Here is a 14,155-nt window from a genome sequence, read left to right on the forward strand (position 1 = left end):
GGCCAATCCGGCCGCCCGCCGCGCCCGGCCGCCGGCCGTTCGCCGTGCCCGCCGTGCCCGCCGTGCCCGCCGTGCCCGGCCGGCCGTCCGCGGTGCCCGGCCGCCCGCCGTACCCGGTCGTCCGCCGGCGACCGGCCGCCGGGGTCACGCCGCGAAGGCGTTCACGCCCGTCAGTTCCGCGGAGAGGTCCCACAGCCGGGCGGCCTCCGCCGGGTCGGTGGCCCAGGGCTTGACGCCTTCGGTCAGGCCGCCGTCCCGGCTCTCCAGCCCCTCGCGGGCCGGCTCGGCGATGTCGCAGTCCTCCAGGTAGACGCCGCCCAAACCGTCCAGCCGGTGGGAGGTCGCGGCCCAGACCTGGGTGGCGGCCCCCTGCTGCGGGGACTTGAACTGCTCGGGGTGGAGCACGGTGCCGTTCTCGTCGATCCAGCCGCGGTCGATCATCTCCTGCTGCGCCAGGTGACGCTGGAGCGGGGTGATGATGCCGCCGGGGTGGAGGGCGAAGGCACGGACGCCGCGGTCCCGGGCGAGCGCGTCGAGGTGGACGGCGAACAGGACGTTCGCGGTCTTGGCCTGACCGTAGGCCCGCCACTTGTCGTAGCCCTGCCGCCAGTGGACGTCGTCCCAGCGCACGCCTGAGAGCTGGTGCCCGCGCGAGGAGACGGACACCACCCGGGCGCCGCCCGGCTCGATGGCCGGCCACAGGCGGTTGACCAGGGCGAAGTGCCCGAGGTGGTTCGTCGCGAACTGGGCCTCCCAGCCGGGGCCGACCCGGGTCTCGGGGCACGCCATGATCCCGGCGTTGCCGATGACGATGTCCAGGGCGCGGCCGGAGGCGAGGAACCGCTCGGCGAAGGCGCGGACGCTCTCCAGGTCGCCGAGGTCCAGCTCGTCGACCTCGGCGCCGTCGACGCCGGCCAGCGCCTCGCGGGCGGCGTCCGGCCGCCGGGCCGGGACGACCACCCGGGCGCCCGCCGCGGTGAGGGCGCGCGTCGTCTCCAGACCGAGGCCCGAGTAGCCGCCGGTGACGAGCGCCAGCTTTCCGGTGAGGTCGACGCCCCGCAAAACGTCCTCGGCGGTGCTCGTCGCGCCGAGACCCGAACCGATCTTGTGCTGTGCCGAAGTGTTCATGACCGGCACGCTACGAATTGGAGCGCGCTCGAAGTCAAGCCCGGCGGGCGGCACGCCCGCGGACAGGGAAAAGCCCCGACCGCGACGGGGGAATCACGGCCGGGGCGGCTCAGGTGTGGGTACGCATGGCGGTCGCCTCTCGGCGAGACGCTCCACAGGGCTTCAGCCGAACGATCGTCCCTGTGGGCAATAGGTGAGGCCCGGGGACACTGTCCCATCCGCACCCACGGTTGGTTCAACGGAGAACGACCACCCGGTGTTCCGGCGCGGGCCGATCGGCAGGGTGATCCCGGTCACTCGGACTCCGACGCGGTGCGCGAGGCCGCCGCGTCCTTCGGCGCGGGTCCGCGCACGGCGGTCGGCACGGCCTCGGCCCACAGGCTCTCCGCCTGCAGGAGCAGCGACCCGAGGACGGTGGTCCGCGCCGCCTCCCGGCCGGCGTGCTCGCGCAGCACGTCCTGGAGCCGGTGGTGCAGCTCCCGCCGGGTGCTCTCGCCCCCCTCGTCGGGGCGGCCGTCGTCCGCCCCGTCCGCCCGGTCGCCGAGCAGCCGGTCGCCCTCCGCGTGGCAGGCCTGCCCGATCAGCTCCAGCAGCCGCGCGTACACGGCGAGCACCTCCGGGTCCGGCGGCATGGGCGCGCGGTCCTCGTCGGCCGCGATCGCCAGCGTCCGGGTGAGCGCCCGTACGTGCCCGGTGACCCGGCTCCAGCGTTCGTCCTCCGAGTCCGGCGGGACGTAGGAGGGGACCCGGCGCAGCGCTCGCAGCGGGCCGCGCGTCAGCCGCAGGCTCTCCCGGCTCCAGCGGCGGGCCGAGTGCAGCGTCTCCAGGCGGTGCTCCAGCTGCGCGGAGCGGCGGGACCAGTCGGCCGCCGTGTGCGCGTCCCAGTCCCCGCCACGCAGCTCGTCGGCGACCGCGCACAGCACGTCACCGGTCTCCCGCGCCACCGCGGCGAGGTTCTCCCGCACGTCCCGCAGGTGGATCGGCGGCAGCACCAGCGCGTTCACGGCCACTCCGATCGCCGCGCCCAGCGCCGTCTGGCCCAGCCGGTGCCCGACGGAGGCGGCCGAGACGGTGCCCGCCGCCAGGGTGAACACCGCGGTGGTGGCGCCGTAGATCCCCTGGTCGCCGAAGCGCGACCAGTTCGACAGCAGCATCAGCACCGGCAGGCACACGGCGAGCGCGCCCAGCGTGTCCCCGGTGAGCGCCTGCGCGCCCGAGGCGAGGAGCGTCCCGGCGCAGATCGCCGTGCACTGCTGCGCCGCCCGCAGCAGCGAGCTGTACACCGTGGCCTGCACCATCACCAGCGCCACCCACGGCGCCATCAGGGCCATCGGATCGCCCAGCAGGTTCTTCGCCACCAGCCAGGCCAGCAGCGCAGCGGCGGCGGCCTTCAGCGACTGCACCAGCAGGTCCCGCTCCCGGCCGGGGCCGTGCCCGACCGCCCGGACGGACCGTCCGACCCGCGCGGCCTCGCCGCGGAGGGCGAGGGCGGGCCGGGCGCCGAGCAGCCGTCCGAGCGTCCGCCACCGCTCCCACGGGACGCGGGATCCCTCCCGCGAGTCCTCGGGCGGAGTGGGTTCTGGGCTGTCCGGTACGCGCGTCATCGTGTGCGGGTAACCGGGAAGGGCGGCGGTCCAAGTAGGACGATCATCACATTCTCGGATCGGCGGCCCCTGCGCGCGCGGACCGACGGCCCCTCCGCGGGCGGTTCGGCGGCCCGTTCGCGCGGACCGGCAGCTCGCCGGCGGGCAGGTCCGCGGTCCGCCGACACGCGGGCCACCGGACCGCTGGCTCGGGCAGGCCCTCGGACGGGACTCAGGCCAGCGGCCCGTCCTCGAGCGAGGCCAGCAGATCCGCGGGGTCCTCGTAGACCGCCTCCGCGCCCGCCTCCTCGAGATCGGCGCGGGGAATGCCGCCGCACAGCACGCCCACACAGCGCACCCCGGCCCGGCTGCCGGCCCGCATGTCCCAGACGGTGTCGCCGACGAACACCGCGCGCCCGGGGTCCACCCCGGCCAGTTCCAGGGCGTGCTCGACGGGCTCCGGCGCGGGCTTGCCCTGCGCGACGTCGTCGGAGCTGGCCGTGGCGGTGATGGCGTCGTCGGCGTCGATCGCCTTGCGCAGCGCGCTCAGCTCCGGGCCGCTGGCCGAGGTGGCGAGCACCACCGCCCAGTCGTTCTCGCGCAGGCGCCGCAGGAGCCGCCCGGCGTCCTCGAACGCGGGCAGCCGGTCGAAGTACTGGGCGTACAGCGTGGTGTGGGCGGCGCTCAGTTCCGCGTCCTGGTCCTTGTCGCGGTCCTCGCCCAGCAGGTGGGCGATCAGGTCGGTGGAGCCGAGCCCCACGGAACGGTGGACGGCGTGCATGGGCACCCGGTGGCCCGCCTGCCGGAAGGCCTCCCACCAGGTGACGACGTGGAGGTGGTTGGTGTCGACGAGCGTTCCGTCGACGTCGAACACGGCGGCACGGTCCATACGGCGGGTCCTCCCACTGCTTGACGGTGCTTGCTCGGGTACCCGCGTCAGCCGCCCGCCACTCGGGGCGGCGTCCGCCGCTCACGCGCCCAGTCCAGCAGCTCGTCCCGGGACCACGTCGTCACCACCCGCTCGGCCGGCACCCCGCACTCCTCGGCCCGTGCGCAGCCGTAGGCCTGCCAGTCCAGCTGGCCCGGCGCGTGGGCGTCCGTGTCGACGGCGAACAGCACGCCCGCCTCCACGGCGCGGCGCAGCAGCGGCCGGGGCGGGTCCAGCCGCTCGGGCCTGCTGTTGATCTCCAGTGCCGTCCCGGTCTCGGCGCAGGCCGCGAACACCGCGTCCGCGTCGAACTGCGACTCCGGCCGTCCCCGCCCCGTCACCAGCCGCCCGGTGCAGTGCCCGAGAACGTCGGAACGGGGATCGCGGACGGCGGCCACCATGCGGCGGGTCATCGAGCGGGCGTCCATCCGCAGCTTGGAGTGGACCGACACCACCACGACGTCCAGCCGCTCGAGCAGCTCCGGCTCCTGGTCGAGGGAGCCGTCGTCGAGGATGTCGCACTCGATCCCGGTCAGCAGCCGAAACGGCGCCCACGTCCCGTTCAGTTCCGCCACCACGTCCAGCTGCTCGCGCAGCCGCTCGGGGGACAGCCCGCGGGCCACCGTCAGCCGGGGCGAGTGGTCGGTGAGCACCGCCCACTCGTGCCCGAGCGCGGCCGCGGCCCTGCCCATCTCCTTGATCGGGCTGCCGCCGTCGGACCAGTCGGAGTGCAGGTGGCAGTCCCCGCGCAGCAGCGCCCGCAGCGCCTCACCGCCCCGCACGAGCGGCCGCTCGGCCTCCTGCTCCAGCTTGCGCAGATAGCCGGGCACCTCCCCGGCCAGCGCCTCCCGCACCACCTGCGCGGTCTTCGGGCCGACGCCCTTGAGCGACTCCAGCGTCCCGGCCGAGGCGCGCTCGGCCGCCTCCTCGGCCGGCAGCGAGGTCAGCACCCCGGCCGCCGTACGGAAGGCGCGCACGCGGTACGTCGGCGCCTGGGACCGCTCCAGCAGGAAGGCGATCCGCTGCAGTGCCTCGACGGGGTCCATCGCCACCTCCACGACCAGGGTTCCCCGGCGCCCCCCGGCCCGCACCCACGGGGACGGGCGGCCGAGCGCCGGTTTGCGTCCGGGCGGGCCCGGGTACTGCGGTGCCTCGTCCCCGCCGTGGAACACCGCAGGAGGTCCCTGTCATGTCCGTCCCCACGCCGGCCGCCGCCAAGGTGGCCGTGATCACCGGCGCCGACTCCGGCATCGGCCGTGCCACCGCCGTCCGCCTGGCGGAGGCGGGACTGGACATCGGTATCACCTGGCACAGCGACGAGAGGGGCGCCGAGGAGACCGCCGAGGAGGTGCGGGCCAAGGGCCGCCGGGCGGCCGTCACCCGCATGGACCTCACCCGGCTGCCCGGCGCGGCCGACGCCCTGGACGAACTGGCCGCGGAACTCGGCGGCCGCGTCGACGTCCTCGTGAACAACGCCGGCACCGGCACCGCCACGCCCTACCTCGACCTGGGCCTGGACGACCTGCGGCGGGTGCTGGACGTGGATCTTGCGGGGCCGTTCCTGCTGGGGCAGAAGGCGGCCCGGCGGATGATCGCGCAGGGCGACGGCGGCCGGATCGTCAACGTCACCTCGGTGCACGAGCACCAGCCTCGGGTGGGCGCCGCCCCGTACTGCGCGGCCAAGGGCGGCCTGGGCCTGCTCACCCAGGTGATGGCGCTGGAACTGGCCGAGCACGGCATCACCGTGAACGCGGTGGCGCCCGGCGAGATCGCCACGCCCATGACCGGACAGGAGGACACGGACGTGCGCGCCGAGCGCCGCCCCGGCGTGCCGCTGGGCCGGCCCGGCGACGCCCGCGAGGTCGCCGCCGTCATCGCCTTCCTGGCCGGACCCGACTCCTCCTACGTCACCGGGGCGTCCTGGAGCGTGGACGGCGGGATGCTGCGGATGGGCCCGATGGCCGGCTCGCACCTGACCGGCGACGACTGGCGGCGGCCGTGACCGGCACCGGCGCGTTGCGCGGGCGCGGCCTAGGCTGGATGACATGACCGAGAGCGCGAGCCCTTACATTGCGCAGCCGCGGATCATGGTGCTCGGGGTGCAGCCGGGCACCCCGCCGTTCCGCATCGTGGAGATCGACGGCGAGGTCGTCGGGGAGGCCAGGACCGTCACCGACGTCCTCCAGGCCGCCGCGGCCTTCGGCATCAGCGTCCACGACCTGGACGACCCGGACGTGGTGCGCTGGGTCGGCGGCGACAAGTTCACCTGGAACCCGCGCTAGGGTCTTTCGTTCGGATCAGGCCGCCCCGGCGTTGCGAACGAGAGACCCTGGGTCACGTACGTGCCGTGCGTGTCGGGCCGCGCCGCCCGCTCCGGCCGGCCGTCCGCTCGCGGGCGTCGGCCGGCCGTCCGTTTCCGGGCGTCAGCCCACCGTCCATTTCTGGGCCGCGGTGCCGTTGCAGGTCCAGATCTGCAGCCGGGTGCCGTTGGCGGAGTTGGCGCTGGGGACGTCCAGGCACTTGTTCGCCTGCGGGTTGACGATGTCGTGCGCGGCGGAGACCGCCCACTTCTGGTTCGGTCCGCCGGTGCAGTCCCACAGCTGGACCTGGGAGCCGTCCGCGGTGCCGTTGTCCTTGACGTCGAGGCACTTGCCGAGCGCGCGCAGCGTGCCGTCGGAGCCGACCGTCCACTGCTGGGCGGCGGTGCCGTTGCAGTCGTAGAGCTGGACCGCCGTGCCGTTGGCGGGGTTCGCGCCCGCCACGTCCACGCACTTGCCGGCCAGGCCCTTGATCGCCCCGCCGCCGCCCGGCGTGCTGCTCGTGGTGACCGAGACGGAGTCCACCACCAGCTGCTGCGGGAAGGAGGTCGAGCCGTCCGGGTCGCCCGGCCAGTAGCCGCCCACCGCGAGGTTCAGGATGAGGAAGAACGGCTTGTTGAACACCCAGGTGTTCCCGCCCAGGTCGGCGGGCGTGCGGCGCTGGTAGACGTTGCCGTCCACCGACCAGGTGATCGAGTCGGGCGCCCAGTCCACCGCGTAGGTGTGGAAGGCGTCGGCGAAGGCCTGGCCGTTCGGCAGCGAGTACGGCGCCCCGATGCCGGCCGAGCCCGAGTAGCCCGGGCCGTGGATCGTGCCGTGGACCGTGGAGGGCTCGAAGCCGACGTTCTCCATCACGTCGATCTCACCGGAGTTCGGCCAGCCGACCTGCCCGATGTCGGTGCCGAGCATCCAGAACGCCGGCCACATGCCCTGCCCGCGCGGTATCTTCATCCGCGCCTCGACATGTCCGTACTGCGCCGAGAACTTGCCCGATGTGTTCAGCCGCGCCGAGGTGTACTGACACGTCCCGTACCAGCACTGGTAGTTGGAAGGGTTCTCGCGCCGGGCGGTGATGACCAGGTGGCCCTGGCCGTCCAGGGCGGCGTTCTTGTTGCCGGAGGTGTAGTACTGCCGCTCGTGGTTGTTGACGTTGTCGCCGGTCTCCGTCTGCCACTTGCCGGAGTCGACGGCCGCTCCCGCCGGCCCGTCGAAGGTGTCGGAGAACGTCGACACGGCAGCGGCGGTCGGGGCGGCGGCGGGCGTGTCCGCGCGCGCGGTGCCGACCGCGGCGGAGCCGACGAGCGCGGCGGACAGGGCGGCCAGGAGACATCTGCGGAGCACACGTGGTCGGGCCACGGCTCTCCCTTCCGTGCGGCGGCCCGGAGTGCGGGCGCGCCGACAGTCGTGGGGGTTGGGGGAAGAGTGTCGCCCTTGATTTAAGGAGTGAAGTAAGGCCTGGTCAATACCTTGGTCCGGACCAGTCCTGACGGCTCGTTCACACCTTCACACGTCGCTCGCGGGCGTGTACGGCCCGCCCCAGCCGACGGCCCACGAGCAGGTGACCCACCAGCGCCCCGGCCGTGTTCAGGATGACGTCGTCGACGTCGAAGGCGCGCCCGGTGATCAGCGCGCCCTGGGCGAACTCCACCAGCAGCATCACCGTCGCGGTCAGCAGCAGCACGCGCAGCAGCCCCCGCGCCCGCGGCGCCACCACCGGGACCAGCACGCCGAACGGCACCCCGAGCAGCAGGTTCCCGCCGATCTGCTTGACCGGGTCGCGCAGCCCCGGCGCGTCCAGATAGGCCCGCAGCGAGCGGCCCGGACGCAGGTTGGTGTGCACGAGCGACGCCGACGCGGGCGACGGTTCGAGCGTCAGCCGGGCGAGGACGACGGCGAACGCCACCATGAAGACGAACGCGCACACCATCGCCAGCAGCCGCAGCGGCCAGGGCGCCGGCCGGCGTTCGACGACCTCCGCCCGCGCCGCCCGCCGCGGCTCGGCCACGCCCGGTTCCGGCCGGTCCCGGCCCGCCCGGCCGCGCAGCAGGCCACCCCCGCGCAGAATGCCGCCGGAGCCGGAGCCGGAGCCGGAGCCGGAGCCGGAGCCGGAGCCGGAGCCGGAGCCGGAGCCGGAGCCGGAGCCGGAGCCGGAGCCGGAGCCGGAAGCGGTGCGTGGGCGCATGAGGCCACGCGAGCGGAGCGCCCAGCGGTCCATGAGGTCCTCCAGTCGTCAACTTGCCTCGCCGATAAGCCGGTTACCCGCGAACCGGGCCGCGATACCGTCGCCCGGCCGCGCCACCGCCGTCCCCGCCGCTGCGCTTCGCCGGTTGTCGCTCCCGCCGGTTTCCGTTGCTGCTGTCGGGGCAACCGGGCTCCAGACCGCGCGCCGCCGCCCGTCCCGCGGCCGGCCCGGTGTTTGGATGCCGACAGTGCCGACAGGCACCGAGAGGCGCCGGGACGCCGAGAGGCGCCGACAGACCCCGCGGGGCGCGGACGGCGCACAGCGACGAGGACGACGACCGAGGCCGCGGAGGTGGCGTGTGAAGGCGCGGACCGCGCTCCTCGCCGTGGGCGAGGTCCTGGCCTGGTGGGCCGCCCTCGTCGTGCTCTGGCTGATGCTGATCAGCACCGTGTACACCCTGGAATGGGTGGTCGGCGCGTGCGCCGCGGGCGTGGGCGCGCTGGCCGCACGGGCCGGACGGCGGGCGGTGGTCCGCCGGTGAACGGCTGGATCCTCGCGGCGACGGTGGTGCTGGCCGTCGGTCTCGGCACCGCGCTGTGGGGCGTCGGCACCGGTCCGCTGGGCCGCCGCGTCGTCGCCCAGAACCTGTCCACCGCCCTGGTCTGCCCCGGCCTGCTGCTGCTCGCCCAGGGCTACAGCCGCACCTCCTACGTCGACCTGGCGCTGCTCCTGGCCCTGCTCGGCCCGGTCGGCACCCTCGTCTTCGCCCGGCTGCTCGCCGCCGAACTCGCCGACGACCCGCCGCGGGCCTGGGCGCTGACGTGGGCCGCCGCGGCCGTCGGAGCCGCGGTCGTGGCGGTGCTGTGCGCGGTCACCGGGCCCGGCCGGGCCATGGTGAAACTCCTTGTCGTCGGGGCGCTGCTGGTCGGCGGGAACCTCCTCGCCTCCCGCGCGCTGTCCGGCGCCTTCACGGGGGTGGACCGTGGCTGACGCGGTGATCCTGATCGCCCTGCTCGCCGTGGCCGGCTGCGCGACCGCGGCCGTCGTCAACCGCGACCCCGCGCGCCAGGCCCTGGTCCTGGCCGTCCTCGGCACCGCGCTCGCCGTGCTCTTCACCGTCCTGCAGGCGCCCGACGTCGGACTGTCCCAGCTCGCCGTGGGCTCGGCCCTGACCCCGCTGCTCGTCATGCTGACGGTGCGCAAGGTGCGGCGGCGCTCCGCCGCGCCGAAGGACGGCCGGGAGTGACCCGGCGCGCACGGCTGTGGCTGGTGTTCCTCGGCGGCGCGGGGCTCGCCGCGCTGCTCGTCGCCGCCTGCCTGCGCCTGCCCGCCTTCGGCGGCCGCCGGCACCCCTACGGCGACCGCGCGGTGGCCGCGGCGCTCGCCCGGCGCACCGCCAACACCGTCGCCTCCGTCAACTTCGACCAGCGCGCCTTCGACACGATGGGCGAGATGTCGATCCTCTTCGCGGCCGTCCTCGGCTGCGTCGTCCTGCTGCGCCAGGCCCGCGACGAGCACCGCGACCCGCCCCGGCCCGCCGAGGTCGCCGCGCCCGTGCGGCGCTACGCGCTGATCACGCTGCCCGTCGCCCTGGTCACCGGCCTGTACGTGATCGCCCACGGGCAGCTCAGCCCCGGCGGCGGCTTCCAGGGCGGCGTGGTCGCCGCCACCGCGCTGCACCTGATGTACCTCGGCGCCGACTACGCCGCCCTGGAACGCGTCCGCCCCGTGGAGGCGTACGAGATCACGGACGCGCTGTCCGCCTCGGCCTACCTCGTGCTGGGTTTCGCCGGGGTCCTGGCCGGCACCGCGTTCCTCGCCAACACCCTGCTGCCGCTCGGCACGTTCAACACGCTGTCCTCCGGCGGCACCGTCCCGCTGCTGAACGCGGCCATCGGCATGGAGGTCGCCTGCGCCGTCGTCGTGCTGCTCGCCCGCTTCCTGGACCAGGCCGTCGAGATCGAGGAGGAGAGCGGAGAGTGAGAACGCCGTGAGCGCCGTCATGCACGTCCTTCCGTACCTGGTCGCCGCGTACGTGTTCCTGATCGGCTGTTACGGACTGGCGACCAGCCGCAACCTGATCCACGCCGTGGGCTGCCTGGCCGTGTGCCAGTCGGCGACCTATGTGCTGCTGCTGGCCGTCGGCTACCGCGAGGGCGCCACCGCGCCCGTCTTCTCCGACATCGAGCCCGCCTCGCGGCCCGTGGTGGACCCGGTCGTCCAGGCGCTCACCCTCACCGACGTCGTCGTCGGCGCGACGGTGACCGCGCTGCTGCTCGCGCTGACCGTGCAGATCTCCAAGCGGCACGGCACCGTCGACCCCGACGAACTGAGGGAGCTGCGCGGCTGATGCACCGTCTGCTGCCGCTGCTGCCCGCCGTTCCGCTGCTCGGGGCCGCCCTGCTCGTCGCCGGCGGCCGGTGGCTGCCCCGGCCGGTCGCGGAGGCGGTCGGCTGCCTGGCCGCCGCCACGACGGCCGCGCTGGCGGCGCTGCTGCTGCTCCACTCCTCGCCGCCGCTGGCCGAATGGGCCGGCGGCTGGTTCCCGAAGGACGGCGAGAGCGTCGGCATCGTCCTCGTCGGGGACGGCGCGAGCCTCGGCATGGCCGCGCTGGTCTCGCTGCTCACCCTGGCCGCGCTGGCGTACTCCTGGCACTACTTCGACGAGCCGCCGCGCGGCCACGCCGGTTCGTTCCCCGCGCTGATACTGCTCTTCCAGGGCGGCATGTGCGGCTTCGCGCTCGCCGGCGACCTGTTCAACGCCTTCGTGTTCTTCGAACTGATGAGCGTCGTCGCCTATGCCCTGACCGGGTACCGCATCGACGAGGCCAAGGCCGTGCAGGGCGCGCTGGGCTTCGCGCTCGTCAACTCGCTGGGCGCCTACTTCATGCTCATGGGCATCGCCCTGCTGTACGCCCGCACCGGCGAACTGGCCATGGCGAAGATCGGCCAGGGCCTGGACGCCGCCGCCGGGCACCACGGGCCCGACGCGCTCGTCCTGGCGGGCTTCGTACTGTTCCTGACCGGCCTGCTGGTGAAGGCGGCGGCCGTGCCCTTCCAGTTCTGGCTGCCCGACGCGCACGCGGTCGCGCCCACCCCGGTGTGCATGCTGCTGTCCGGGGTCATGGTGGAGCTCGGCGTCTACGGCGTCTGGCGGGTGTACGGGCTGGTCTTCTCCGGGCCCGGCGGCGTCCCCGCGCCGGAGGCGACCCGGGCGCTGGTGGTGCTCGGTGTGCTGACCGCCGCCGTCGGCTCGGTCATGTGCTGGTACCAGCGGCACATCAAACGCCTGCTCGCCTTCTCCACCATCGCCCACACCGGGCTGTTCCTGGTCGGCGTCGGGGTGCTGAAGGCGCAGGCCGACGAGGGGACCGCGCTGTACGTCCTCGGCCACGCCGGAGTGAAGGCCGCCCTGTTCGCCTGCGCCGGCATACTCCTCGACCGCTTCGGCAGCGTCGACGAGTTCTACCTGCACGGCCGCGCCCGGCGGCTGCGGGGCGTCGGCATCATGTTCGCCGTCGGCGCGCTCGCCCTGGCCGGACTGCCGCCGTTCGGCACCGGCCTGGGCAAGGCCGTCAGCGAGGAGGCCGTGGGCGGCCCGCTCACCGTCCTGTACGTCGCCGCCTCCGCCCTCACCGGCGCGGCGGTGCTGCGGGTCGCCGCCCGGGTCTTCCTCGGGCTCGGCCCCCGGCCCGAGGAGCGCGAGGGCGACGAACGCGACGAGGACGAGACCTCCGGCTCCGACGAGGAACCGGAGACCCGGCAGCGGCTGGACCGGATCCCGGCCACCATGCGGACGGTCCCCGCGGTGCTGCTCGTCGCGGCGCTCGCGGTCGGCGCGGTGCCCGGCTTCGCCCACGCGGTGGGACACCGCGTCGACGAGGCCGGCACCTGGGGGGTGTTCACCTCCGTGAGCTGGACCACGGCCGGCGTGCTGCTGGACCTGCTGTCCACCGCGCTGGCGGTCGGCCTCGCGGGCGTGGCCGTGGCCCGCCCGCGGCTGCTCGCCGCACCCGGCTGGGCCCTGCCGCTCAGGCGTCTGCAGTCGGGACACGTCGGCGACTACGTGGCCTGGCTGCTGGTGGGCGTGGCGCTGCTCGGGGCCCTGGCCCTGCCGGGCGTCCTCGGCTGACCGGGGGCCGGGGCGCCGGCCGGATGCCGGGGGACCGGTCAGGTGCCGTAGGTGACGTGCACCTCGGTGAAGCCGAGGGACTTAAGCAAACCCTGGAGCATGTCCGTGGTGTTGGTCTCGGCCCGCGCGGTCAGCCCGCTGTCCCGGGCCGCCTCGCCGATGTGCTTCACCGCGAGCTTCTGCACGGCCTGCTCGCCGTTGGGGTTGTCCGAGAACAGGTCGCCGAGCCGGTCGAGCAGCCCGCGCTGCTTGGAGACGGCGTAGGAGCGGTCCGCGTCCAGGGCCGGCGTGCCCAGCCGCGCGTGCGGCAGCCGGAGCGTGGCCGTGCTGCGGTCGCCGTCGACCGTCACGTCCTTGTCGCCGACCTGTCCGAGGTCGACGTAGGCGTCCACGGTGCCGGCCCCGACGTACAGGGTGCGGGTGCCGCGGACGGCGTCCGGCAGGTACTTGGCGTCCTTCTCCAGGTCCACGACGACCTGGAAGTTGCCGGAGGCCGCGTCGTAACGGCTCATGTCGCGCACGGACCTCAGCAGCGCGGGACCCGAACGGTCGTGCGACTCGGTCCCGAACAGGTCCTTGATGCCCGGCAGCACGGCCAGCCGGATCCCGGCGAACAGCACGGCGAGCACCAGCACGAGGGCGCACACCGCCTTCGCCCAGCCGGGCATGCGCCGGGGCGGTCTTCCGAGGGATGTCGTCATGCGAGGGCCCTCCTTCCTCCCTCTGCGGATGCCCCCCGAATCCCTTGCCAGACAACCGGGTTGACACTCGACGAGGTCCGGTGGGGGAGCGCCGGGCCGCGGGCGTCGGCACGGAACCGGGTGGCGCGTTCGGCGCCCCGGGCCGGGCCCGGTCAGTAGCATGGGCCGGGCAGTCCGAATGATCATGCGAGGAGCGGATCGTGCGAGACATCGCGGTGTTCAGCGGCAGCGCCCACCCCGACCTGGCGGCCGAGGTCTGCGCCCATCTGGGGGTGCCGCTCAGTCCGACGCGGGTCAGCCGGTTCGCCAACGACTGCCTGGAGGTGCAGCTGCGGGCCAACTGCCGGGAGCGGGACGTCTTCCTGATCCAGCCGCTGGTCAAGCCGGTCCAGGAGCACCTGGTGGAGCTGCTGCTGATGTGCGACGCGGCGCGCGGGGCCTCCGCCGGGCGGATCACCGTCGTCATGCCGCACTACTCCTACGCCCGGTCCGACAAGAAGGACGCCCCGCGCATCTCGCTCGGCGGCCGGCTGGTGGCCGACCTGCTGGTCGCGGCGGGCGCCGGCCGGGTCCTCGCGATGACGCTGCACGCCCCGCAGGTGCACGGCTTCTTCTCGGTGCCGGTGGACCATCTGCACGCGCTGCGGGAGCTGGCCGCGCACTTCGCCCGGTACGACCTGTCCCGGACCACCGTCGTCTCGCCGGACCTCGGCAACGCCAAGGAGGCCGCCGCGTTCGCCCGGTTGATCGGCGCCCAGGTGGCCGCCGGCGCCAAGCAGCGCTACGCCGACGACCGGGTGAGCATCAGCTCGGTCATCGGCGACGTGGCGGGGCGGGACGTGATCGTGCTGGACGACGAGATCGCCAAGGGCAGCACGGTCCTGGAACTGCTGGACCGGCTGCGCGAGTCGGGGCCGCGGTCGGTCCGTGTCGCCTGCACGCACGGCCTGTTCGCGGCGGGCGCGCTCAAACGGCTCGCCGACCAGCCGGACGTCCTGGAGATCGTGTGCACCAACACCGTCCCGGTGCCGACGGAGGAGCACGGGGTGGACGGACGGCGCGAGGACTACGGCGGCAAACTGCGGGTCCTGTCCATCGCGCCCGCGCTCGCCGAGGCCGTACGGCGCATCCACAACGGGGAGTCGGTCAGCGCGCTGTTCGACGCGCCGCGCGGCGAATAGCGC

General features: G+C 74.4%; 16 protein-coding genes. 9 read left to right on the top strand and 7 right to left on the bottom strand.

What is annotated here, in order from left to right:
- Positions 1 to 144 precede the first annotated feature (144 nt).
- From ACH5A8_RS23890 to ACH5A8_RS23905, 4 genes are all read right to left on the bottom strand, one after another.
- Entirely contained in the window at positions 145 to 1,128 is a 984-nt protein-coding gene (locus tag ACH5A8_RS23890; protein WP_399005071.1) for an SDR family NAD(P)-dependent oxidoreductase, read from the bottom strand.
- Between the two features lie 293 nt (positions 1,129 to 1,421).
- Positions 1,422 to 2,732, bottom strand: coding sequence for an aromatic acid exporter family protein (locus ACH5A8_RS23895; RefSeq protein ID WP_399005073.1), 1,311 nt, complete (start codon positions 2,730 to 2,732; stop codon positions 1,422 to 1,424).
- Between the two features lie 211 nt (positions 2,733 to 2,943).
- Complete coding sequence (locus tag ACH5A8_RS23900) at positions 2,944 to 3,600, bottom strand: HAD family hydrolase (protein WP_399005075.1); 657 nt, start codon at positions 3,598 to 3,600, stop codon at positions 2,944 to 2,946.
- A gap of 47 nt (positions 3,601 to 3,647) precedes the next feature.
- Positions 3,648 to 4,685 (bottom strand): PHP domain-containing protein, encoded by a 1,038-nt coding sequence (locus ACH5A8_RS23905; RefSeq protein WP_399005077.1) that lies wholly within the window; start codon positions 4,683 to 4,685, stop codon positions 3,648 to 3,650.
- Between the two features lie 143 nt (positions 4,686 to 4,828).
- Here ACH5A8_RS23905 and ACH5A8_RS23910 point away from each other — a divergent pair, with 143 nt between their 5' ends.
- The gene (locus ACH5A8_RS23910; protein ID WP_399005079.1) at positions 4,829 to 5,641 is read left to right on the top strand and encodes an SDR family oxidoreductase; all 813 of its coding nucleotides are present in this window, start codon (positions 4,829 to 4,831) and stop codon (positions 5,639 to 5,641) included.
- 43 nt (positions 5,642 to 5,684) lie between these two features.
- Positions 5,685 to 5,921 (top strand): hypothetical protein, encoded by a 237-nt coding sequence (locus ACH5A8_RS23915; RefSeq protein WP_399005081.1) that lies wholly within the window; start codon positions 5,685 to 5,687, stop codon positions 5,919 to 5,921.
- 141 nt (positions 5,922 to 6,062) lie between these two features.
- Here the strand turns inward: ACH5A8_RS23915 and ACH5A8_RS23920 are convergent, their stop codons facing one another.
- Both ACH5A8_RS23920 and ACH5A8_RS23925 read right to left on the bottom strand, forming a co-directional pair.
- The gene (locus tag ACH5A8_RS23920) at positions 6,063 to 7,313 is read right to left on the bottom strand and encodes a lectin (protein WP_399005083.1); all 1,251 of its coding nucleotides are present in this window, start codon (positions 7,311 to 7,313) and stop codon (positions 6,063 to 6,065) included.
- A gap of 139 nt (positions 7,314 to 7,452) precedes the next feature.
- Positions 7,453 to 7,962 (bottom strand): VanZ family protein, encoded by a 510-nt coding sequence (locus ACH5A8_RS23925; protein WP_399005320.1) that lies wholly within the window; start codon positions 7,960 to 7,962, stop codon positions 7,453 to 7,455.
- A 535-nt stretch (positions 7,963 to 8,497) separates the two neighbouring features.
- Here ACH5A8_RS23925 and ACH5A8_RS23930 point away from each other — a divergent pair.
- Genes ACH5A8_RS23930 through ACH5A8_RS23955 form a run of 6 tightly spaced genes read left to right on the top strand, consistent with a single transcriptional unit; the run spans position 8,498 to position 12,270 of the window.
- On the top strand, positions 8,498 to 8,680 hold the full coding sequence (locus ACH5A8_RS23930; protein WP_399005085.1) for a hypothetical protein: 183 nt from the start codon (positions 8,498 to 8,500) through the stop codon (positions 8,678 to 8,680).
- Positions 8,677 to 9,129 carry a monovalent cation/H+ antiporter complex subunit F gene (locus ACH5A8_RS23935; RefSeq protein WP_399005087.1) on the top strand — a complete coding sequence of 151 codons (453 nt, stop codon included), beginning with the start codon at positions 8,677 to 8,679 and terminating at the stop codon, positions 9,127 to 9,129. Before ACH5A8_RS23930 ends, ACH5A8_RS23935 begins: the two co-directional genes overlap by 4 nt.
- Positions 9,122 to 9,385, top strand: a complete 264-nt coding sequence (locus tag ACH5A8_RS23940) for a Na(+)/H(+) antiporter subunit B (protein ID WP_399005089.1) — start codon at positions 9,122 to 9,124, stop codon at positions 9,383 to 9,385. The genes ACH5A8_RS23935 and ACH5A8_RS23940 overlap by 8 nt, the downstream gene beginning before the upstream one ends.
- A complete protein-coding gene (locus ACH5A8_RS23945) occupies positions 9,382 to 10,122 on the top strand; it encodes an MnhB domain-containing protein (RefSeq protein ID WP_399005091.1) in 741 nt (246 codons plus the stop codon). Before ACH5A8_RS23940 ends, ACH5A8_RS23945 begins: the two co-directional genes overlap by 4 nt.
- Before the next feature lie 19 nt (positions 10,123 to 10,141).
- Positions 10,142 to 10,489 carry a sodium:proton antiporter gene (locus ACH5A8_RS23950; RefSeq protein ID WP_399005322.1) on the top strand — a complete coding sequence of 116 codons (348 nt, stop codon included), beginning with the start codon at positions 10,142 to 10,144 and terminating at the stop codon, positions 10,487 to 10,489.
- Entirely contained in the window at positions 10,489 to 12,270 is a 1,782-nt protein-coding gene (locus tag ACH5A8_RS23955; protein ID WP_399005093.1) for a complex I subunit 5 family protein, read from the top strand. The genes ACH5A8_RS23950 and ACH5A8_RS23955 overlap by 1 nt, the downstream gene beginning before the upstream one ends.
- A gap of 38 nt (positions 12,271 to 12,308) precedes the next feature.
- Here ACH5A8_RS23955 and ACH5A8_RS23960 read toward each other — a convergent pair whose 3' ends face one another.
- Positions 12,309 to 12,971 carry a DUF4230 domain-containing protein gene (locus ACH5A8_RS23960; RefSeq protein WP_399005095.1) on the bottom strand — a complete coding sequence of 221 codons (663 nt, stop codon included), beginning with the start codon at positions 12,969 to 12,971 and terminating at the stop codon, positions 12,309 to 12,311.
- Positions 12,972 to 13,171: 200 nt separating this feature from the next.
- Here ACH5A8_RS23960 and ACH5A8_RS23965 point away from each other — a divergent pair, with 200 nt between their 5' ends.
- A complete protein-coding gene (locus tag ACH5A8_RS23965; RefSeq protein ID WP_399005097.1) occupies positions 13,172 to 14,152 on the top strand; it encodes a ribose-phosphate diphosphokinase in 981 nt (326 codons plus the stop codon).
- Positions 14,153 to 14,155 lie beyond the last annotated feature (3 nt).

It is taken from the genome of Streptomyces sp. NPDC018610, from assembly GCF_044391765.1.
In the GTDB taxonomy this organism is placed as follows: Bacteria; Actinomycetota; Actinomycetes; order Streptomycetales; family Streptomycetaceae; genus Streptomyces.